The organism is Terrabacter sp. RAF57, from assembly GCF_052113925.1.
Lineage (GTDB): Bacteria > Actinomycetota > Actinomycetes > Actinomycetales > Dermatophilaceae > Terrabacter.
Window position 1 is genome coordinate 18550 of record NZ_JBFRDT010000006.1, and the last position, 19662, is coordinate 38211.

Below are 19662 nucleotides of genomic sequence, written 5' to 3' on the forward strand. Positions count from 1 at the left end.
GTTCAGGAGCCGAAGACCGCCGGGAGCGTGAACTCGTGCGCCGACGTGAGCTCGGCGACGGAGACGGCGAAGTGGCCGACGACCTCGAGGTCGCGCCCACCGGTCACGCCGATGCGCGCGTGCGGCACGTCACCGAGCATCGCCTCGAACTCGGCCGCGTGACCGGCCGGCACCGCGACGAGCGCGCGGGCGCTCGACTCGGAGAAGAGCGCCGTGAAGGCGTCGAGGGGGTTGCCCTCGGCATCGGCACCGATCGCATCGAGTCCGTCGACGGTGACACCGACGCCGTGACGCATGCACGCCTCGGCGAGGGCGATGGCGAGACCACCCTCGGAGAGGTCGTGCGCGGCCTCGACGATGCCGGTGCGCGCCGCCTCGACGAGGACCCGACCGAGGGCCTGCTCGGCCGCGAGGTCGACCTTCGGCGGGAGCCCGCCGAGGTGCTTGTGGACGACGTGCGCCCACTCGGACCCGTCGAGCTCGTCACGCGTCGTGCCCAGGAGGTAGACGTGCGCGTCGTCGCTGCGGAAGCCCGAGCCGGAGCGCTTGGAGACGTCGTCCATGACCCCGAGCACGCCGATGACGGGCGTCGGGTGGATCGCGACGTCGCCGGTCTGGTTGTAGAACGACACGTTGCCGCCCGTGACGGGGATGCCGAGGAAGCGGCACCCCTCGGCGATGCCGCGGATGGCCTCACGGAACTGCCACATGACGCCGGGGTCCTCCGGCGAGCCGAAGTTGAGGCAGTCGGTGACGGCGAGCGGGGCGGCGCCGGCGGTGGCCACGTTGCGGTAGGCCTCGGCGAGCGCGAGCTGCGCACCGGTGTACGGGTCGAGCTTGGCGAAGCGGCCGTTGCAGTCGGTCGACACGGCGACGCCGCGGCCCGTCTCCTCGTCGACGCGCACGACGCCCGAGTCATCGGGCTGCGCGAGAGCGGTGTTGCCGAGCACGTAGCGGTCGTACTGGTCGGTGATCCACGACTTGTCGCAGAGGTTGGGCGAGCCGAGCAGGGTCAGCAGCTGCGCCCGGATCTCCTCGCCCGTCTGCGGCTTGGCCAGCTCGGCCGTGCCCGCAGCGTTGAGACCGTCGAGGTATGCCGGCCGCGCCAGCGGGCGGTTGTACGTCGGGCCCTCGTGGGCGACCGAGCGCGGCGGCACGTCGACGATGACCTCGCCGTGCCAGGTGATGACGAGGTGGTCGCCGTCGGTGACCTCGCCGATGACGGTGGCCTCGACGTCCCACTTCTCGGTGATGGCCATGAACTCGTCGAGGTGCTTCGGCTCGACGACGGCCATCATGCGCTCCTGCGACTCCGACATGAGGATCTCCTGCGGCTGCAGGCTCGCGTCGCGCAGCGGGACGAGGGAGAGCTCGACCTGCATGCCGCCGTCACCGTTGGAGGCGAGCTCGCTGGTGGCACAGGAGAGCCCGGCACCGCCGAGGTCCTGGATGCCGTCGACGACGCCGGCCGCGTAGAGATCGAGACAGCACTCGATGAGCACCTTCTCGGCGAACGGGTCGCCGACCTGGACGGCGGGGCGCTTGGTCGGGCCGCCCTCGTCGAAGGTCTCGGACGCGAGCACCGAGACGCCGCCGATGCCGTCGCCGCCGGTCTTGGCGCCGAAGAGGATGACCTTGTTGCCGGGACCCGACGCCTTGGCGAGGTGGATGTCCTCGATGCGCATCGCGCCGACGCAGAGGGCGTTGACGAGCGGGTTGCCCTGGTAGCAGTCGTCGAAGACGACCTCGCCGCCGATGTTGGGCAGGCCGATGCAGTTGCCGTAGCCGCCGACGCCCGCGACGACGCCCGGCAGGACGCGCTGGGTGTCGGGGTGGTGCAGGTTGCCGAAGCGGAGCGGGTCCATGACGGCGATGGGGCGCGCACCCATCGACATGATGTCGCGGATGATGCCGCCGACGCCCGTCGCGGCGCCCTGGTAGGGCTCGACGTAGGACGGGTGGTTGTGCGACTCGACCTTGAAGGTCACGGCCCAGCCGTCCCCGATGTCGACGACGCCGGCGTTCTCACCGATGCCGACGAGGAGCTTCTCGCGCATCTCGTCGGTGGTGTTCTCGCCCCAGAGGGAGAAGTGGATCTTGCTCGACTTGTAGGAGCAGTGCTCGCTCCACATGACGGAGTACATCGCGAGCTCGGCGATGGTCGGACGGCGCCCGATGATCTCGCGGATGTTGGCGTACTCGTCGACCTTGAGGCCGAGCTCGGCCCACGGCTGCTCGACGTCGGGCGTGGCCGCGGCGTGCTCGACGGTGTCGAGGAGGGGCGCGGTCTGGGTGTCGCTCATGCGGTGGCTGCGCTCTCGAGGGTCTGCTTGATGATCGAGGTGAAGAAGCCGCGACCGTCGAGGCTCGGGCCGTAGCCCTCCTCGACGGCGTGCTCCGGGTGCGGCATCAGGCCGACGACGTTGCCGCGCTCGTTCGTGATGCCGGCGATGTGGCGGTAGGAGCCGTTGGGGTTGCGCCCCTCGGCGTCGGGGACGTAGCGGAAGACGACCCGCCCCTCGCCCTCGAGCGTGTCGAGCGTCTTCTCGTCGGCGACGAACCCGCCCTCGCCGTTCTTGAGGACGATCGTGATCTCCTGGCCGGCCTCGAAGTCGGACGTCCAGTCGGTGGAGGCGTTCTCGACGACGAGCCGCTGGTCGACGCAGTTGAACTTGCGGTGGTCGTTGCGGATCAGCGCGCCGGGGAGCAGGTGGCTCTCGGTGAGCACCTGGAAGCCGTTGCAGATGCCGAGGACGGGCAGGCCGCCCCGGGCCGCGGGCACGAGGGCGTCCATGACCGGCGCGAAGCGTGCGATGGCGCCGCACCGGAGGTAGTCGCCGTAGGAGAAGCCACCGGGCAGGATGACCGCGTCGACGCCCTTGAGGTCTGCGTCGCCGTGCCAGAGCATGACGGCCTCGCCGCCGCACTCACGGACGGCGCGCGCCGCGTCACGGTCGTCGAGCGAGCCGGGGAACGTGACGACGCCGATCCTCACTGCTCGCCGTCCTCCGCCTCGTCGGGCTCGCCGTCGGCGTCCTCTGCGGGAGCGTCGGCCTCGTCGGCAGCGCTCTGGTCGGCAGCGCCCTCGTCCGCCGCGCTCTCGTCGAGCACGTGCACGGAGACGACGTCCTCGATGACCGGGTTGGACAGCAGGGTCTCGGCGGCCTCACGGGCCGCGGCGAGGTGCTCGTCCGTGACGTCACCGTCGACGGTGAGCACGAAGCGCTTGCCCTGACGGACGTCGGTGAATCCGTTGAACCCGAGCCGCGGCAGTGCGCCACCGACGGCCTGCCCCTGGGGGTCGAGGATCTCGGGCTTGAGCATGACGTCGACGACGATGCTTCCCATCAGTGGTGCTTCTCCCTGCGCTGGATGGGGGATGGAGGCGTCCCAAGGGACGGCCAGAGTCTATCGGGCGCCGTGCAGGCCCCCGGACAGCGTCTCAGCGCGACTGCAGCGCGTCGAGCGCGACGGCCATGGCCATGCCGACGCGCCAGTCGATGGGCTTGCCGTCGGCGAGCGCCGGGAGGGTCACGTGGTAGACGTCCTTGACGCCGGCCTTCTTCGTCGAGCTGAGCGCGACCGACCCGTCCGGGGCTGCGAAGTCGAAGTGGAAGAGGAAGGGCACGGGGATGTCGCCGACGACGGGGACGATGTCCCAGAGGCGGCGCACGACGGCGAGCTTGGCGTTGCGCTCCCTGCCGATGAACTCGCGCCCGTCGGGGAGTCCGAGCGTCCACGTCGAGTTCACGAGCGAGGCCTTGAACTGCTTCTTGAACCAGCCGATCGGCTGGCCCTGGCTGTCGGTGACGTCGTAGCCGGAGCTCAGGTCGATGCGCTTGCGGGCCTTGAACCCGAAGAGCGGGTGGGTCTTGGCCGAGTCGGTGTAGAAGGTCACCTGTTCCTTGGCGGCCATCCGCTTCTGCTCGGCGAAGCACAGCAGCCCGAGCTCCTTGCCGAACTCGTCCTGACGGACGATCTCGTAGCGGTTGACCATCATGGTCAGCTTCTGGCGGAGCAGGTAGCGCTCCGCAGGGGCGTCGGAGGTGGCGTCGGCGACGGGCTCGGTCATGCGCCCAGCGTCCCACAGCGGCACCGCGCGACAGCGTGCGTATGCCGCCGGGCTCGGGGGGTGGTGATGCTCGCCGGGTGCCGGAAACGCATACGACAGCGGCCCCTCCCGTCTGGGTGGGACGGACGGCTCAGGTCGGTGCGAGCCGGGCGTGGAGGTGCATGCCAGCCGTCGGGGTGGAGCAGGGCCGACCTCCGGGTGCCCTCGAGATCGAAGCCGTTCTTGACCGCCACACGACACGACGGCTCGTTGAGCACCGAGTGCATGAGCTCGACGCGATGGAGCCCGAGGGCCGACAGAGCCACCGAGGCGGGAAAAGCATTGGCGGACATGCTGATTCGGTGTGGATAAGCATTGCAGGTCGCACGATCTCGATCTAGAATGGAACACATGTTCGAACGTGCGGGTGTCGAGGTGAGGAGAGCCGACCAGCTCGGCGACTCCGCCGCCACGTCCGCTTTGCTTCGAGAGGTGGCTTGCCTCGACGGTCGTGACCTCGACGATGCCGACCTCATCTCGGCTGTCGACGCGCTCGAGCGGGTCAAGGCAGCGTGCGCCGCGGCCCAGGCACGGCTGACGGCCCGTTTCGTCGAGTCGCAGGCCCACACCGCGACTCGGCTCCGGGCGGAGGCGGAGGCGTGCTCCGATGCCGGCGACTTCGATGGCTGGGTGGCTGCACGCGACCGGGCGCGCACCCTGGAGCTCGAGCCGGTGCCGTCCGAGACGCCGGGCCGTCGCCGTCGTCCGTCGAGGTCCGATCGCCGGACGACGCTGTCGCGCATGGGGGTGTCGGCGCAGGTCGGCCTCGCGCGTCGGGAGTCACCGTCCCGGGGCGCTCGACTCGCGAACGCCTCGGTCGCCCTCGTGCAGCACCTGCACCACACGCTGGAGGCGCTCGGCGCCGGCGTCCTCAACGAGCGTCGCGCCGAGATCGTCGTGCGCTGCACGAGCCACCTCGACCCCGAGCTCAGGACGAAGGTCGACAGCGAGGTCATCGGGGCACACCTCGACCTGTCCGACCCCACTGCGCCGGGCGGGGTCGGCTCCTGGGGTGACCGCGAGCTCGAGCGTCGCCTCCGCGCATGCGCCGACCGCCTCGACGCGACGGCCGCGGTCGAGCGGTGCCGCATCGCCGAGGGTGAGCGGCGGGTCACGATCCGACCGGTCCCCGATGCCATGGCTCTGGTCACTGCCCTGCTCCCCGTGGCCCAGGCCGTTGCGGTGCACGCCGCACTGACGCGGGCCGCCCTGTCCGGCAAGGCAGCAGGCGACGAGCGCGGCAAGGGCCAGCTGATGGCCGACACGCTCGTCGAGCTCGTCACCGGACAGTCCGTGGCCGACGACGTCCCGGTCGAGGTGCAGGTCGTCATCACCGCCCGGGCGATGCTCGCCGGAGACGAGACCCCCGCCCACGTGCCCGGCCACGGCCCGGTCCCGGCCGGCTGGGTCCGCGAGCTCCTCACCCGGCATCCCGAGCCGGAGACGGAGACGGAGACGGACGACCGTGCGCACCCCGCCACGACCGCGCGTCGCGCCGGACAGCCGCGCACCTGGCCGGCCGACGCCCCGTCGGGGATCCCGCCTGACTGCCGCGGCTCCGACGGCTCGGAACCGCGCCATTCCCCGAACGAGCGCACCGCGCAGGTCTGGGTGCGTCGACTCTTCACCCACCCGTCCACCGGGACCCTCGTGGCGATGGACAGCGGCCGCAGACTGTTCCCGGCAGCCCTGCGCCGCTTCGTCGTCGCGCGTGACGGAACCTGCCGCACGCCATGGTGCGACGCACCCATCGCGCACGCCGACCACGTCGAGCCGCACGCCGACGGCGGTCCGACGAGCGCGGCCAACGGTCAGGGCCTCTGTGTGCGCTGCAACCTCGTCAAGGAGGAGCCGGGCTGGCTCTCGGAGGTGCTGCACGACGGACTCGGTCTCACCGACGCTCGCCCGCACACCGTGCGCACCACGACGCCGACCGGGTACCGCTACGGCTCGACCGCTCCCCCGCTGCTCCCGATGCCGCCACCTGCCGCTGCACGGCCCCGAGCGGACCGGCGGGCGCGCGACGGGCAGGCCGAGGTCATCCGGCTCGAGCTCTACCGGCGCGCCGACCTCGCGGTCGAGCTCACCGGTTGACCGTCAGAGCACGAGCTTCATCCTCGGTGCACGCGTCAGGACAAAGCCGAGCCGTTGGTAGAGCCGTCGCCCGTCGGGAGTCGCGCTGAGATCCACGCGGTCCGCATCGATCGATCGGGCCCACTCGACCACGTCGCCGACGAGGAGGGTGCCGATCCCGTGCCCGCGATGCTCCGGCACGGTGATGACGTTGGCGAGCCGCACCGTGCGACCGCGCGCGCAGTACGGGTTGGGAACACCGAGCTCGAGCGTGCCGATCGCCGTCGCGACGATGACGCCGTCCACCTCTACGACCGGGAACCGAGCCGTCGCACCCTCATCGACGACGCGAACGAACCAGTCCCGCGCGGAGAGCGCCCAGCCCTGACCCAGACCGCCCTCGTCGCCGTCGCCGTCGCCGTCGCCGTCGCCGTCGCCGTCGTACACGAGCGCCCACAGCCAGAGCAGGCGCGCGAGATCGGACTCGGTGGCCGGACGGAGACGTCCCACCGACGCGCCGGCCCGGCCGCCGGTCAGAAGGTCTCTCCGGTCAGGCGCTCGTAGGCCTCGACGTACTTCGCCCGCGTCTGGTCGACGACGTGCTGGGGCAGCTCGGGCGGAGGGCCACCCGCCTTGCGGTCCCAGCCCGACTCGGGCGAGGTCAGCCAGTCGCGGACGAACTGCTTGTCGTAGGACGGCTGCGGGTGTCCGGGCTCCCACCGCTCAGCCGGCCAGAAGCGCGACGAGTCCGGGGTCAGCACCTCGTCGGCGAGCACGAGCCCGCCCGTGCCGTCGGACGACAGGCCGAACTCGACCTTCGTGTCGGCGATGAGGATGCCGCGCTCGGCGGCGATCTCGTTGCCCCGCGCCAGGATCGCGCGCGTCAGGCGCGACACCTCGGCCGCGACCTCGGCACCGAGCTCCGCCTCGACCTCGTCGGGCGCCATCGGCAGGTCGTGCTCTCCCACGGGCGCCTTGGTCGTGGGCGTGAAGACCGGGTCGGGCAGCCGCGAGCCGTCGACGAGCCCGTCGGGCAGCACGACGCCGGAGACGGATCCCTTCTCGCGGTACTCCTCGAGACCCCCGCCGGTCAGGTAGGCCCGCGCGATGGCCTCCACCTTGAGCATGTCGAGCCGGCGCACGAGCACCCCACGTCCTGCGACGGCGTCGGGCACCTCGGTCGAGATGACGTGGTTGGGCACGAGGTCGGCGAGCTGGTCGAACCACCACAGCGACAGCCGGGTCAGCACGGCGCCCTTGTCGGGGATCTCCGGGGACATCATCCAGTCGTAGGCCGAGAGCCGGTTCGAGGCGACGAGCAGCAGCCGGTCCTCGACCACCTGGCCGTCGTCACCGACCGGCGCGTAGAGGTCACGCACCTTGCCGGAGTAGATGTGCTCGTAGCCGGGCAGGTCGATCGGTAGGTCGGTCACGCGCACAGCCTGCCACCTGCCCACCTGATCAGGCAGGGTGCGCTCGGGGGGAACGGGCAGGTTCACGACAGTGCCTCCTTGAGGGAGTCGATCTCGATCACGGTGGACAGGCTCTGACGGGCCCGGTGGAGACGGGACTTCACGGTCCCCTCCGAGACACCGAGCGCGCCGGCCGCCTCGGCGATGGAGCAGTGCGACCAGACGACCAGCTCGATCGCCTCGCGCTGGACCCGCGGGATGAGCCTCAGGGCTCGGCGCACCTCGCTCATCTGCAGCTCGTCATCGACCCGCTCCGCCGTCGATCCGGCGTGGTCGGGCGAGACGGCACCCCCGGAGTCGGCCTCGATGCGCCCGTGCAGCAACCGCTGCCGCCGCGCCGTACGTGCGGCGTTGGCGCACTCCTGCCCCGCCATGACGAGCAGCACGGCCCGCGCCGTCTCGGACCGCAGCGCGTCCACAGTGCCGGCACGAGCCCGTCGCCAGACGGCGGTGAAGGTCGCCTGCACCACGTCCTCGGCGGCCGCCCAGGACGCCGTGCGCCGGAACGCGAAGTTGTAGACGGCGTCGCAGTGTCGCCGGTACAGCTCGGTCAGCGCCGCATCGTCGGCTCCCGCCAGCCGCGACCACAGCACGCGGTCGTCCGCCGCCATGGCGGCAGCGGACCTCGGCTCTCCTCGGCTCGTGGTCGTGGTGCTCATGCCAAGGAGAGTCCGGCTCGGCCGGAACGGTTCGCCTCAGCCGACCGTGATCTCGCCGCGCTCGGCGCGGAGCGCGATGTCGGAGCGGTGGTGCGACCCCTCGAGCTCGATGACCGCGACGGCGTCGTATGCCGCCTGGCGCGCCTTCGCCAGGGACGGCGCCACCGCGACGACGTCGAGCACACGCCCGCCCGCCGAGACGAGCGCACCCGACCCGTCGAGCGCCGTGCCGGCGTGGAGGACGACGGTGCCGGGCACCTCGGCCGCGGCGTCGAGCCCGGTGATGAGGTCGCCGGTGCGGGGTGACGCGGGGTAGTCCGAGGCGGCGATGACGACGACGACCGCGTGGTCCGACGACCAGCGCAGCCGGCCGAACTGGCCGAGCCCGCCCGTGGCCGCGGCGAGGAGCAGCTGCGCGAAGGGCGTGTCGAGGCGGGCGAGCGAGGCCTGCCCGTCGGGGTCGCCGAAGCGCGCGTTGAACTCGATGACCCGCGGCCCCCGTGACGTCAGGGCCAGGCCGACGTAGAGCACCCCGACGAAGGGCGTGCCACGGCGGCGCATCTCGTCGATGGTGGGCTGGGCCACGCGCCGCACGATGTCGTCGGCGAGACCGTCGGGTGCCCAGTCGAGGGGCGAGTAGGCGCCCATGCCACCGGTGTTGGGCCCGGCGTCGTCGTCGCCGACGCGCTTGAAGTCCTGGGCTGGCGCGAGCGCGACGACGGTCTCGCCGTCGCTGATGCAGAAGACCGACACCTCGGGCCCGTCGAGGAACTCCTCGACGACGAGTCGACCGTCGGGCTTGGCGAGGCAGGCTCGCGCGTGCTCGACGGCCACCTCACGCGAGTCGGTGACGACGACGCCCTTGCCGGCGGCGAGACCGTCGTCCTTGACGACGTGCGGTGCGCCGAGCGCATCCAGGGCGGCCTCGACCTCGTCCATCGTCGTGCAGACGTGGGCCAGGGCGGTCGGCACGTCGGCCGCGGCCATGACCTCCTTGGCGAAGGACTTGCTGCCCTCGAGACGGGCGGCCTCCGCAGAGGGCCCGAAGACGGCGAACCCGGCCGCACGGCATACGTCGGCGACACCCGCGACGAGCGGGGCCTCGGGTCCCACGACGACGAGGTCGACGTCGTGCTCACGGGCCAGCGCGGCGACGGCAGCGCCGTCGAGGATGTCGACGGGGACGCACAGCGCGGTCGCGTCGATGCCCGGGTTGCCCGGCGCGGCGATGACCGCGTCGACCTCGGGGTCGGCAGCGACAGCCTTGACGAGAGCGTGTTCACGGGCGCCGGAGCCGAGGACGAGAACCTTCACGGCGCCCACCCTATTGGCTCACCGTGCCGGCCCTGCCACGCTGTCTCGACGCCCGACACCCATCCGGCACCGGACCACGATGCGTGGCTGGTGCAGACGCTGCAGTCCCATCGCGAGGCGGTGCTGTGGAAGCTCGACGGCCTGTCGGACCACGACGTCCGCCGACCGCTCACCCCGACGGGCACCAACCTCCTCGGACTCGTCAAGCACCTCGCCTACGTCGAGTTCGGACACCGACCTCTACCGCGCGGCCTGGCGGCACGGCGAGGACACCACCGCCCTCGGTCTCGACACCATGGGTCGCGTGCCGCACTGGCCCGAGGAGCGCGCCCATGTCGACGTCCGCTTCGTGCTCGGTCACCTCGTCGCCGAGACCGCACGGCACGCGGGGCACGCCGACATCCTGCGTGAGCAGCTCGACGGGGCGGTCGGACGCTTCCGCGACCGCGACAACATGCCCGGGGTGGACGCCGCCTGGTGGGCCGCCTACCTCACGCGCGTCCAGGCCGCCGCAGACGCGCACCGCTGAGGTCGCCCCTCAGCCGAGCCGCTCGAGCAGTCCGGCCCGCACCCGGGGCCACTCGTCGACGAGGATCGAGTGGACCGCCGAGTCGCGCCACGAGCCGTCGGCCCGCCTCACGTCGCGCCGCGTGATCCCCTCGAACGTCGCGCCGAGCTTGAGAATGGCGGCCCGCGAGCGCGCGTTGACGACGTCGGTCTGGATCTTGACCCGCCCGAAGCCGCACGTCTCGAACGCGTGCGCGAGCAGGAGGAACTTCGCTTCCGGGTTGACCAGCGTGCCCCACCAGCGCGAGCCGTACATCGTCCAGCCGAGGTGCACGTGCTCGCGGTCGGTGTCGACGTCGCCGAGCGAGCTCGACCCGACGACGGTGCCCGCCGGGCCGAGGTCGCCGTCGGCGACGAGCCTGATCGTGTATGCCGTCCGGCCCGTCCCGTGGGCACCGCGCGCCGCGACGGCGGCCGCCACGAGGGCCCCGGTCTCGGCCACCGACGTGTGCGGTCGCATCATCACGAAGCCCTGCTCGTAGCACCGCGGGTCGGAGTAGACGGCGAACAGTCCGGGGGCGTCGTCGGGGGTCGTGACGTCGAGGCGGACGAAGCGGCCGACGAGCGGCGCGCCGGTGGGCGGGACACAGACCTCGATGGGCATGAACTGACAGTAGACTTGATGGTTCCCGCGCCACCCGGCGCGTCCCTCAGAGTCCTTGGATGTCAGTGAGCACTTCGAACGCATCGTCCCAGCGGACCAGCGCGCCCGGATCGCGGGGCGCCTCGCCGGTGTCGACCAAGAGCATCCCCGACGAGCTCGCGCGCGAGATCGCGGTCGAGCAGGCCCACGTCGACCGCGTCCACGAGGAGCTGGAGAAGGCCGGCGTACGCGCCGACAGCGTCCAGGCCGAGGGCCTGGCTCGCAGCCACTTCGGCCGTCAGGTCGAGGTCGGCGACGCCGAGGGCGCGGCCCTCTTCGAGCGCGACGCGCTGATGTTCCACGCGGCCAAGCGACGCACCGCCCTCGACACGCAGTACGAAGGCCTCGTCTTCGGGCGCCTCGACATCGACCACGCGATGCTTCGTGCCGCGGCGGTCGAGTCCAACGGCAACGGCCACCGCCCCGCCGACGGCAGCTCGGGCGGGGACCGCGAGATCCGCTACATCGGCCGCCTCGGCGTCCGCGACGACGACTACGAGCCGCTCGTCATCGACTGGCGCGCCCCGGCCGCCTCTGCCTTCTACCGCGCGACCCCGACGCAGCCGATGGGCGTCCTGCGCCGCCGCGTCCTGCGCAGCCGCGGCACCGTCGTCATCGGCATCGAGGACGACCTCATGGTCCCCGAGGCTCCCGACGACCTCGTCGTCGTCGGTGACGGTGCACTTATGGCCGCCCTGACCCGCAGCCGCGGCGAGCGGATGCGCGACATCGTCGCCACGATCCAGGCCCACCAGGACGAGGCGATCCGGGCCAGCGCCCGCGGCATCACCGAGATCACGGGTGGCCCGGGCACCGGCAAGACCGTCGTCGCACTGCACCGCGCGGCCTACCTGCTCTACTCCGACCGCCGCCGCTTCGAGTCCGGCGGCATCCTCGTCGTCGGCCCGTCCGGCGCCTACACCGCCTACATCGAGCGTGTGCTCCCCTCGCTCGGCGAGGACAGCGTCATCCTGCGCGCCCTCGGCGACGTCCTCGACGTCGTGCACACCGAGCGGTTCGACCCGCCGGCCGTCGCGCGCACCAAGGGCTCGACCCGCATCCGGCCCCTGCTCGGCGCCGCCGCCCGTGGCCGCGTGCCGGGCACGCCGACCGAGTTCCGCGCCATGGTCGCGGGCCGCCCGGTCCGCCTCGAGATGCGCGAGCTCGACCGCGTGCGCGCCCAGGTGCTGCGCCAGCACCAGCGCAACACGGGCACGGCCGCCGCCCAGGACGCCCTCGGCGAGGCCGCCTGGACCTCCCTCGGCATCACGGGCGACCGGGAGGCCAAGGAGGAGTTCCTCGACAAGTGGGAGGACCACCTCGACGTCGAGGCGTTCATGCAGGTCTGGTGGCCGCAGGTCGACCCCCGCGAGGTTCTCCTGTGGCTCGGCGACCCCGAGCTCGTGCGCCGGCACGCCCGCGGCACCCTGCGCGACGACGAGATCGAGCCCCTGGCCGCCTCGTTCCGGCTCGCGCTCGAGACCGGCACGTGGTCGGTGGCCGACGTCGCGCTCGTCGACGACATCGCCGCCCGCGTCGGCCCGGTCCAGGAGGCCCCCAAGGAGGAGCGCGGCTTCTACGAGATCGAGGAGCTCGAGGACCTCAGCCAGTACGGCGTCACCGAGGTGCAGCCCGTCGTCAGCGCGGCGCGCGACGCCGGTGCCCCGCGTGTGCTCACCGACCCGCGCGACAAGCTCCTCGCCGGCCGCATCGGCAAGCCCGACGAGTACGCCCACGTCCTCGTCGACGAGGCCCAGGACCTCTCGCCCATGCAGTGGCGGATGATCGGCCGTCGCGGTCGGTATGCGTCGTGGACCGTCGTCGGCGACGCCGCCCAGGCGTCGTGGCCCGACGCCGCCGAGGCCGCCGCCGCGCGCGAGGAGGCCTTCGGGTCGCAGGCGCGCCAGCAGTTCCACATGGACACCAACTACCGCAACGCGCGCGAGATCTTCGACTACGCCGCCGAGGTCGTGCGCCGCGAGGTGCCCGACGCAGACATCCCCCAGGCCGTCCGCGAGACGGGCATCGACCCCGTGGAGGGCGTCCTCGGACCGGACGCCCTGGCCTCGGTCCGTGCCGCCGTCGAGTCGCTGCTCGAGCAGGTCGAGGGGGCCATCGCGGTCATCACCCCGGCCGTGCACGCCACCCTTCTCGAGCCGGTGGCCCAGCTCGGTGAGGGACGCGTCCAGGTCATCGACCCGATGTCGACGAAGGGCCTCGAGTACGACGCCACCGTCGTCGTCGACCCCGACGAGATCACCCGCGAGTCGCCCGGCGGGATCCGGGTGCTCTACGTCGCCCTGACCCGTGCGGCGCACCGGATGACGATCCTGGCCTGACCCGCGCGGAGCGGTGGCGGTCCTCGCCCTCCGGCCACCCGGACGAACCGACGTGATCGGTTCGTCCTGATGGCGGGGCCGTTCGGCGCAGACTTCGCCGTCTCGACGTTGCCCTGTCGCCCAATGTGGACCGGCAGCCTCGCCCGGGCGCAGGAAGGCTCGTTCCGGCCAGTTTTCTTTAGGTAAAGACTTGTTCAAGGATTCCGCGAACCGTCGACTGTGCCTCCACCCGGGGGGATGATTGCTTCAACGTCAAGGCGCGCGAACCTACCCTCCCCGCCGCCTCCTCCCCCCTGAGGCCCTTGGCGTTCGGCGAAGTCCCGCCCCCAATGTGGACGACGCACCGGGCGAGGGACGAGATGCAACCCCCCTGCATCTCGCCCCTCGCCCGCTTCCATGCCCGGGACCGTCCCATCCGCTTCCTGAGAGAAGTCTGGGAACAGCCATCGGTCCGGTTCATTTCCTGTTCAAGCACCGGCAAACATTGACCCTGCTCTCTGGCGTCGCGCCTTCAAACCGACACATGTGGCGGAACGGTCATCCGACCGCCCTCGGGGGCACCTCGGTAGCCAGGAGTACGCCTTGAAGAAGAGCTTCATCACGACGTCGGTCGCCACCGCAGCGATCGCCGCCACCGCCCTTGCGACGATCGCCACGAGCGGCGCGCAGGCAGCCACCCGGTCCGCCTCGGGAGCCGGCCTCGACCGGGCCGTCGCCGCGGCGCGGGCCCACGGTTCGGCCTTCGGCCTCGACCAGGACCAAGGCCTCACGTCCCGCAGCGTGGCCACCGACAAGGACGGCACCACGCACGTCCGCTTCGACCGCACGTTCAAGGGCCTGCCCGTCGTCGGTGGCGACCTCGTCGTCCACACCGACAAGGCGGGCGCCTGGAAGGGGGTCAACGCCGCGTCCACGTCGGTCCGGGTCGCGTCCACGACCCCCACCGTCGCCCCGGCCACGGCGGCCGCCACGGCTGCTCGCACCGTCGACCACACCGTCAGCGCATCGAAGCCGATCCTGGCCGTCTACGCGATGGGCGGCCCCGCCCGCCTCGTGTGGAAGACCCAGGTCGACGGTGTCGGCGCCCACGGTGAGCCGGCCGGCACCGTCGTCTTCGTCGACGCGCGCTCCGGCGCCGTCGTCGACCACTGGGCGACGGAGGTCAACGACGTCGGCACGGGCAACAGCCTCTACCTCGGCACCGTGACGCTCCAGACCACCGCGTCGGGCGGCCAGTGGCAGATGATCGACGCGACCCGCGGCGGGGCCCGCACCGAGGACGGCAACAACGGGTCGACGACCTCGACCACGGGCACCCTCTTCACCGACGCCGACAACGTCTGGGGCACCGCGGGCTCCACCACGAACCGGCAGACCGCCGCCGTCGACGCAGACTTCGGCGTCGGCGCCACGTGGGACTTCTACAAGAACACGTTCGGCCGCAACGGCATCAAGAACGACGGCAAGGGCGCCCGCAGCCTCGTCCACGTCGGCACCAGCTGGGTCAACGCCTCGTGGAGCGACACGTGCTTCTGCATGCGCTACGGCGACGGTGACGGCGCCAGCTACGGCCCGCTCGTCTCGCTCGACGTGGCCGGCCACGAGATGACGCACGGCGTCACCTCGGCGACGGCGGGGCTGACCTACGCCCGCGAGTCCGGCGGCCTCAACGAGTCGACCTCGGACGTCATGGGCACCATGGTCGAGTTCACCGCGAACACGAGCGGCGACCCGGGCGACTACCTCATCGGTGAGCGCTTCGCGAAGAACGGCGCGGGCCCGCTGCGCTACATGGACAAGCCGAGCAAGGACGGCGCGTCCGCGGACTGCTGGAGCAAGCGGGTCGGCACTCTCGACGTGCACTACTCGTCGGGCGTCGGCAACCACCTGTTCTACCTGCTCTCCGAGGGCAGCGGCGCCAAGACGATCAACGGCGTCAGCTACACCAGCCCGACCTGCAACGGTGGCGCGGTGACCGGCATCGGTCACGACGCAGCGGCTGCGATCTGGTATCGCGCCCTGACGACGTACTGGACCTCGTCGACGAACTACGCCGGTGCCCGCGCCGGCATGCTCTCGGCCGCCACCGACCTCTACGGCGCCGGCAGCGCCCAGTACGCCGCCACCGCCACCGCCTGGTCGGCCGTCGGCGTCAACTGACGCGCACGCCTCTCCGAGTCGAAGGAGCAGCTCGCCCAGCTCGGGCGAGCTGCTCTTTCACTGCCTCAGTGGCCGACGAGGCTGCGGACCCGGTCGGCGCCCACGGCCAGCAGCAGCGTCGGCAGGCGGGGGCCGGTGTCCTTCGACACCAGCAGCCGGTAGACGAGGACGAAGAAGGCGCGCTGGGCGGCCGACAGCTCGGGGTCCTTGACCTTGGCCTCCGGGTCGATGCCGCGCTGGATCTTCGGCACGCCGTAGACGAGGTGGGTCAGGCCGTCGAGCGACCAGTGCCCGTCCAGGCCCTCGGCGAGCAGCCGGAGCGACTCCTGCTGCTGATCGTCGAGGCTGCCGAGCAGCTCCGCGTCGGGCTCGGTGCGCACGACGGTGCGGTCCTCGGCGGGCACGTAGCCGAGCATCCAGCGCTCCGCGCAGTCGAGCCGGGGCCGCAGGTCGTCGGTGGAGGCCACGGGGTTGTCGGGCTCGAGCTCGCTGAGGATGCGGACGGCCTGCTCCTCGTCACCCTGCGTCACGTCGATGACCGACGCGATGGTGCGGAAGGACATCGGTCGCGGCGTCGAGGGCAGCGGACCCGCGGCCGTCGACGTGGCGCGCAGGTGCGCGGCGAGGTCGCCTGCTTGGGCCGAGCCGTCGGCGACCTTGCGGCCCAAGGCATCCCACTCGTCGTAGAGGCGCTGGAGCTCCGGACCGAAGGCGACGTCAAAGCTCTGGTTGGGCCGGCGCCGAGCGTAGAGCCAGCGCAGCACCGGGGCCTCCATGACCTCGAGCGCGTCGGTGGGGATCGGCACGCCGCCCTTGCTCGAGCTCATCTTGGCCATCCCGGCGATGCCGACGAAGGCGTACATCGGCCCGACGGGCCGCTCCCAGCCGAAGATCGGCGCGAGGTCCTTGCCGACGACGAAGCTGCTGCCCGGGCTCTGGTGGTCGACCCCCGACGGCTCGAACATCACGTGCTCGTGCCCCCAGCGCATCGGCCAGTCGACCTTCCACACGAGCTTGCCGTTCGTGAAGGTGTCAAGGTCGACAGTCTCGGTGTGCCCGCACTTCGTGCAGTCGTAGGTCAGCTCGTGGCTGTCGTCGTCGTAGGCCGTGACGGTCGTGAAGTCGGTGCCGCACGAGGAGCAGAAGGGCTTGAACGGGTAGTAGCCGGCCTTGCCCTCGCTGCCGTCGTCCTCGGACGCCGCGCCGGAGCCGCGCTCGGCCTCGGTCGCCGCGGCGGCCTGCTCCTCGGTGAGCTTCGTCGCCTTGCCTCCGACGCCACCGCCGCCCTTGCCCTTGCCCTTACCACTGGACTTCTGGCGGGCCGCCTCGACGGCCTCGAGCGTGCGGTACTGGTCGAGCACCTTGTCGATGGCGAAGCGCTCACGCATCGCGAGCAGCACCTGGTCGCGGTAGACACCGGCGCGGTACTGCTCGGTCTGGCTGATCTGGCGCACCTCGATGCCCGTGGCCACCATGGCCTCGAGGAGCGGCGCCTTGAAGTGGTCGGCCCAGCTCGCGTGCGCAGAACCCGCGGGCGCCGGGACCGAGGTCAGCGGCATACCGATGTACTGCTCCCACGAGTCGTCCACTCCCGCAAGGTTCTTCGGCACGCGGCGGAAGCGGTCGAAGTCGTCCCAGCTGAGGATGTGCTCGCAGTCGATCCCGCGCCGCTTGATCTCGTCGGCGACGAGGTGCGGCGTGATGAGCTCGCGGAAGTTGCCGAGGTGGATCGGTCCGGACGGGCTGATGCCCGACGCGCAGACGATCGTCTCGCCGGGGTGACGCTCCTGCGCCTCGGCGATCACGTCGTCGGCCAGCCGCGTGACCCAGTCGAGCGGGGTGACCTCTTCAGTCATGGGTTTCCTTCAGTTGCAGAGGCTTTCGTATGCCGTGTGCGTGCGACCGCGCGACCGCGTCAGCTCGCGACGGCCGGCTTGAGCGGGAAGCGCTCGATGATCTCGTCGCGGCCCGGGCCGACACCGATGGCCGAGACCCGGGCGCCGATGAGCTCCTCGACGCGCAGCACGTAGGCCTGGGCGTTGGCCGGCAGGTCCTCGAAGGAGCGGCAGCCGGTGATGTCCTCCCACCAGCCGTCGAGCTCCTCGTAGATCGGCGTCGCGTGGTGGAAGTCGGTCTGGTTGACCGGCATCTCGTCGTGGCGCACGCCGCCGACGTCGTAGGCGACGCAGACCGGGACCTTCTCGAGGCCGGTGAGGACGTCGAGCTTGGTGATGACGAAGTCGGTGACGCCGTTGATCCGGGTCGCGTAGCGGCCGACCACGGTGTCCATCCAGCCGCAGCGGCGCGGGCGTCCGGTCGTCGTGCCGTACTCGGCGCCGGTCTTGCGGAGGAACTCGCCGCTGTCGTCGTGCAGCTCGGTCGGAAAGGGGCCCTCGCCGACGCGGGTCGTGTAGGCCTTGAGGATCGCGATGACCGAGTCGATGCGGGTCGGCGGCACCCCGGAGCCGGTGCACGCGCCGGCCGACACGGCGTTGCTCGAGGTGACGTAGGGGTAGGTGCCGTGGTCGACGTCGAGCAGGGTCGCCTGCCCCGCCTCGAAGAGCACCGTGTCGCCGCGGTCGAGCGCCTGGGTCAGCACGAGGCTCGTGTCGGCGACCATGGGTGCGAGGCGGACGGCATACGACAGCAGCTCCTCGACGACGTCGTCGACGGCGGAGGCGCGGGTGTTGTAGATCTTCGCGAGCACCTGGTTCTTCAGCTCGAGCGCGGCCTCGACCTTCTGGCGCAGGATGCCCTCGTCGTAGAGGTCCTGGATGCGGATGCCGACGCGGTTCATCTTGTCGGCGTAGGTGGGACCGATGCCGCGGCCGGTCGTGCCGATGCGGCGCTTGCCGAGGAAGCGCTCGGTCACCTTGTCGATGGTGCGGTTGTAGCTCGGGATGACGTGCGCGTTGGCGCTGACGAGCAGCTTGCTCGTGTCGACGCCGCGCGCCTCGAGACCGTCGAGCTCCTCGAAGAGGACGCCGAGGTCGATGACGACGCCGTTGCCGATGACCGGCACGCAGTTGGGGCTGAGGATGCCGGAGGGCAGCAGGTGCAGCGCGTACTTCTCGCGCTTGCCGTCCTTCTCGATGACGACGGTGTGGCCGGCGTTGTTGCCGCCGTTGAACTTGACGACGTAGTCGACGCTGCTGCCCAGCAGGTCGGTCGCCTTGCCCTTGCCCTCGTCACCCCACTGCGCTCCGACGAGCACGATTGCCGGCATCGGTCTGCCTTCCGGTTGTGGTCCAAGCCAACCGCAAGGTTATCGGTTCGAGACCCGTGCCCCGGACCCGGCTTCTCCGCACCGGCCGAGTTGTGGTGGCGGATCGGGCCACCCGACCCGGATTCCTCCGCCTCGGCGGAGAAGGTGAGGCGGATCGGGCCACCCGACCCCGGATTGCTCCGCCCCAGCGGAGTTGTGGCGGCGACGATCGCCTCGCCACCCAGCGTGCAGCGCGCAAGCGACGGGCCGATCCGGTCCAGCTGCGCACCGGTCAGTGCGAGGCGAGCCAGTCCTCGAGGTAGGCGGCGACGCCGTCCTCGCGGTGGTGGCCCGTGACGACCGTGGCCGCGTCGAGGGCCGGGTCGACGGCGTTGGCGACGGCGACCGCGGTGCCCGCCACGGCGAAGGCCGAGACGTCGTTGTGGTTGTCACCGAAGAAGACGGTGTCGGAGACGTCGACGCCGAGCTCGTCGGCGAGGGCGCGCAGCCCGTCGCCCTTGGAGCAGGCGGCGTTGGCGATCTCGAGGTAGGTCGTCTTGGAGCGGTAGGTCACGAGGCCGGCTCGACCCGTGAGCGCCGCCTCCAGCTCGTCGACGAGCGCCGGGTCGCCCATCGCCATGACCTTGTGCGGCGGCTGCACGTCGACGCGACCGCTCGACACGTAGTCGTGCGCCGACTCCGGGCTCGGGTCCACGGCGGTGATCGTCGCCTCGCGCTCGGTCCACTCGTCGGGACCCCAGGCGTACCAGTCGTCCCCGGCGAAGAAGCTCGCGTGGAGCGCGAGCCGCTCGCACACGGCATACGTGGCCCTCGCGTCGGCGGGCGTGATCGCGACGTCGGTGACGACCGAGCGGTCGGCACGCAGCACGAGCCCGCCGTTGTACGCGATGAGCGGGGTGGGCTCGACGCCGCAGAGACGCTCGAGACCCTCGAGGGACGCGGGCATGCGCGAGCTGCAGAGCACGAACGTGTGGCCGGCCTCCCGCACCGCCCGGATGGCGGCCACGGTGCGGGAGGACAGCGTGCGTCGATGGTCGAGCAGCGTGCCGTCGACGTCGGAGCAGAAGAGCGTCATGCGGTGCAGGGGCCGAGCAGACT

At 71.5% G+C, this 19662-nt stretch carries 15 protein-coding genes and 2 pseudogenes; 5 read left to right on the forward strand and 12 right to left on the reverse strand.

Going from position 1 to position 19662, the window contains the following annotated elements:
• Positions 1–2: 2 nt before the first annotated feature.
• From purL to AB4Y83_RS09855, 4 genes and pseudogenes are all read right to left on the reverse strand, one after another.
• A complete protein-coding gene (purL, locus tag AB4Y83_RS09840; protein ID WP_442276021.1) occupies positions 3–2303 on the reverse strand; it encodes a phosphoribosylformylglycinamidine synthase subunit PurL in 2301 nt (766 codons plus the stop codon).
• Positions 2300–2995, reverse strand: a complete 696-nt coding sequence (gene purQ / locus AB4Y83_RS09845; RefSeq protein ID WP_442276022.1) for a phosphoribosylformylglycinamidine synthase subunit PurQ — start codon at positions 2993–2995, stop codon at positions 2300–2302. Before purQ ends, purL begins: the two co-directional genes overlap by 4 nt.
• 104 nt (positions 2996–3099) lie before the next feature.
• A pseudogene (purS, locus tag AB4Y83_RS09850) lies at positions 3100–3348 on the reverse strand (phosphoribosylformylglycinamidine synthase subunit PurS); the annotation flags it as partial.
• Positions 3349–3442: 94 nt separating this feature from the next.
• A complete protein-coding gene (locus tag AB4Y83_RS09855) occupies positions 3443–4072 on the reverse strand; it encodes a hypothetical protein (RefSeq protein WP_442276023.1) in 630 nt (209 codons plus the stop codon).
• Between the two features lie 390 nt (positions 4073–4462).
• Here AB4Y83_RS09855 and AB4Y83_RS09860 point away from each other — a divergent pair, with 390 nt between their 5' ends.
• Complete coding sequence (locus AB4Y83_RS09860) at positions 4463–6205, forward strand: HNH endonuclease (protein WP_442296733.1); 1743 nt, start codon at positions 4463–4465, stop codon at positions 6203–6205.
• A 3-nt stretch (positions 6206–6208) separates the two neighbouring features.
• Here AB4Y83_RS09860 and AB4Y83_RS09865 read toward each other — a convergent pair whose 3' ends face one another.
• From AB4Y83_RS09865 to purD, 4 genes are read right to left on the reverse strand one after another with little or no spacing between them, the layout of a single operon-like run.
• Positions 6209–6694, reverse strand: coding sequence for a GNAT family N-acetyltransferase (locus AB4Y83_RS09865; RefSeq protein WP_442276025.1), 486 nt, complete (start codon positions 6692–6694; stop codon positions 6209–6211).
• Positions 6695–6717: 23 nt separating this feature from the next.
• Positions 6718–7623, reverse strand: coding sequence for a phosphoribosylaminoimidazolesuccinocarboxamide synthase (locus tag AB4Y83_RS09870; protein WP_442296833.1), 906 nt, complete (start codon positions 7621–7623; stop codon positions 6718–6720).
• A 56-nt stretch (positions 7624–7679) separates the two neighbouring features.
• Positions 7680–8315, reverse strand: a complete 636-nt coding sequence (locus AB4Y83_RS09875; RefSeq protein WP_442296734.1) for an RNA polymerase sigma factor — start codon at positions 8313–8315, stop codon at positions 7680–7682.
• A gap of 36 nt (positions 8316–8351) precedes the next feature.
• On the reverse strand, positions 8352–9629 hold the full coding sequence (gene purD, locus AB4Y83_RS09880) for a phosphoribosylamine--glycine ligase (RefSeq protein WP_442276027.1): 1278 nt from the start codon (positions 9627–9629) through the stop codon (positions 8352–8354).
• On the opposite strand from purD, the pseudogene AB4Y83_RS09885 reads away from it, so the two are divergent.
• Positions 9591–9800 (forward strand): annotated as a pseudogene (locus tag AB4Y83_RS09885) (hypothetical protein); the annotation flags it as partial. The gene purD and the pseudogene AB4Y83_RS09885 overlap by 39 nt on opposite strands.
• On the forward strand, positions 9709–10158 hold the full coding sequence (locus AB4Y83_RS09890; protein ID WP_442296735.1) for a mycothiol transferase: 450 nt from the start codon (positions 9709–9711) through the stop codon (positions 10156–10158). The pseudogene AB4Y83_RS09885 and the gene AB4Y83_RS09890, both read left to right, overlap by 92 nt.
• A gap of 9 nt (positions 10159–10167) precedes the next feature.
• Here the strand turns inward: AB4Y83_RS09890 and AB4Y83_RS09895 are convergent, their stop codons facing one another.
• Positions 10168–10800 (reverse strand): GNAT family N-acetyltransferase, encoded by a 633-nt coding sequence (locus AB4Y83_RS09895; RefSeq protein ID WP_442296736.1) that lies wholly within the window; start codon positions 10798–10800, stop codon positions 10168–10170.
• A gap of 59 nt (positions 10801–10859) precedes the next feature.
• Here AB4Y83_RS09895 and AB4Y83_RS09900 point away from each other — a divergent pair, with 59 nt between their 5' ends.
• Together AB4Y83_RS09900 and AB4Y83_RS09905 are read left to right on the forward strand one after the other, a co-directional pair.
• Positions 10860–13178 carry a HelD family protein gene (locus AB4Y83_RS09900; RefSeq protein WP_442296737.1) on the forward strand — a complete coding sequence of 773 codons (2319 nt, stop codon included), beginning with the start codon at positions 10860–10862 and terminating at the stop codon, positions 13176–13178.
• Positions 13179–13760: 582 nt separating this feature from the next.
• Positions 13761–15338 (forward strand): M4 family metallopeptidase, encoded by a 1578-nt coding sequence (locus AB4Y83_RS09905; protein ID WP_442296738.1) that lies wholly within the window; start codon positions 13761–13763, stop codon positions 15336–15338.
• A 65-nt stretch (positions 15339–15403) separates the two neighbouring features.
• Here the strand turns inward: AB4Y83_RS09905 and lysS are convergent, their stop codons facing one another.
• The 3 genes from lysS to AB4Y83_RS09920 form a co-directional block, all read right to left on the reverse strand.
• Positions 15404–17194 carry a lysine--tRNA ligase gene (gene lysS, locus AB4Y83_RS09910; protein ID WP_442296739.1) on the reverse strand — a complete coding sequence of 597 codons (1791 nt, stop codon included), beginning with the start codon at positions 17192–17194 and terminating at the stop codon, positions 15404–15406.
• A 59-nt stretch (positions 17195–17253) separates the two neighbouring features.
• Positions 17254–18564 carry an adenylosuccinate synthase gene (locus AB4Y83_RS09915; protein WP_442296740.1) on the reverse strand — a complete coding sequence of 437 codons (1311 nt, stop codon included), beginning with the start codon at positions 18562–18564 and terminating at the stop codon, positions 17254–17256.
• A 271-nt stretch (positions 18565–18835) separates the two neighbouring features.
• The gene (locus AB4Y83_RS09920; RefSeq protein ID WP_442296741.1) at positions 18836–19639 is read right to left on the reverse strand and encodes a Cof-type HAD-IIB family hydrolase; all 804 of its coding nucleotides are present in this window, start codon (positions 19637–19639) and stop codon (positions 18836–18838) included.
• Positions 19640–19662: the final 23 nt, after the last annotated feature.

What these genes read in the sequence shown, in the direction of transcription:
- purL (WP_442276021.1), bottom strand. Translation starts at nt 2,303, where the DNA reads ATGAGCGACACCCAGACCGCGCCCCTCCTCGACACCGTCGAGCACGCC.
- AB4Y83_RS09855 (WP_442276023.1), bottom strand. Translation starts at nt 4,072, where the DNA reads ATGACCGAGCCCGTCGCCGACGCCACCTCCGACGCCCCTGCGGAGCGC.
- AB4Y83_RS09860 (WP_442296733.1), top strand. Translation starts at nt 4,463, where the DNA reads ATGTTCGAACGTGCGGGTGTCGAGGTGAGGAGAGCCGACCAGCTCGGC.
- AB4Y83_RS09875 (WP_442296734.1), bottom strand. Translation starts at nt 8,315, where the DNA reads ATGAGCACCACGACCACGAGCCGAGGAGAGCCGAGGTCCGCTGCCGCC.
- AB4Y83_RS09890 (WP_442296735.1), top strand. Translation starts at nt 9,709, where the DNA reads ATGCGTGGCTGGTGCAGACGCTGCAGTCCCATCGCGAGGCGGTGCTGT.
- AB4Y83_RS09895 (WP_442296736.1), bottom strand. Translation starts at nt 10,800, where the DNA reads ATGCCCATCGAGGTCTGTGTCCCGCCCACCGGCGCGCCGCTCGTCGGC.
- AB4Y83_RS09900 (WP_442296737.1), top strand. Translation starts at nt 10,860, where the DNA reads ATGTCAGTGAGCACTTCGAACGCATCGTCCCAGCGGACCAGCGCGCCC.
- lysS (WP_442296739.1), bottom strand. Translation starts at nt 17,194, where the DNA reads ATGACTGAAGAGGTCACCCCGCTCGACTGGGTCACGCGGCTGGCCGAC.
- AB4Y83_RS09915 (WP_442296740.1), bottom strand. Translation starts at nt 18,564, where the DNA reads ATGCCGGCAATCGTGCTCGTCGGAGCGCAGTGGGGTGACGAGGGCAAG.
- AB4Y83_RS09920 (WP_442296741.1), bottom strand. Translation starts at nt 19,639, where the DNA reads ATGACGCTCTTCTGCTCCGACGTCGACGGCACGCTGCTCGACCATCGA.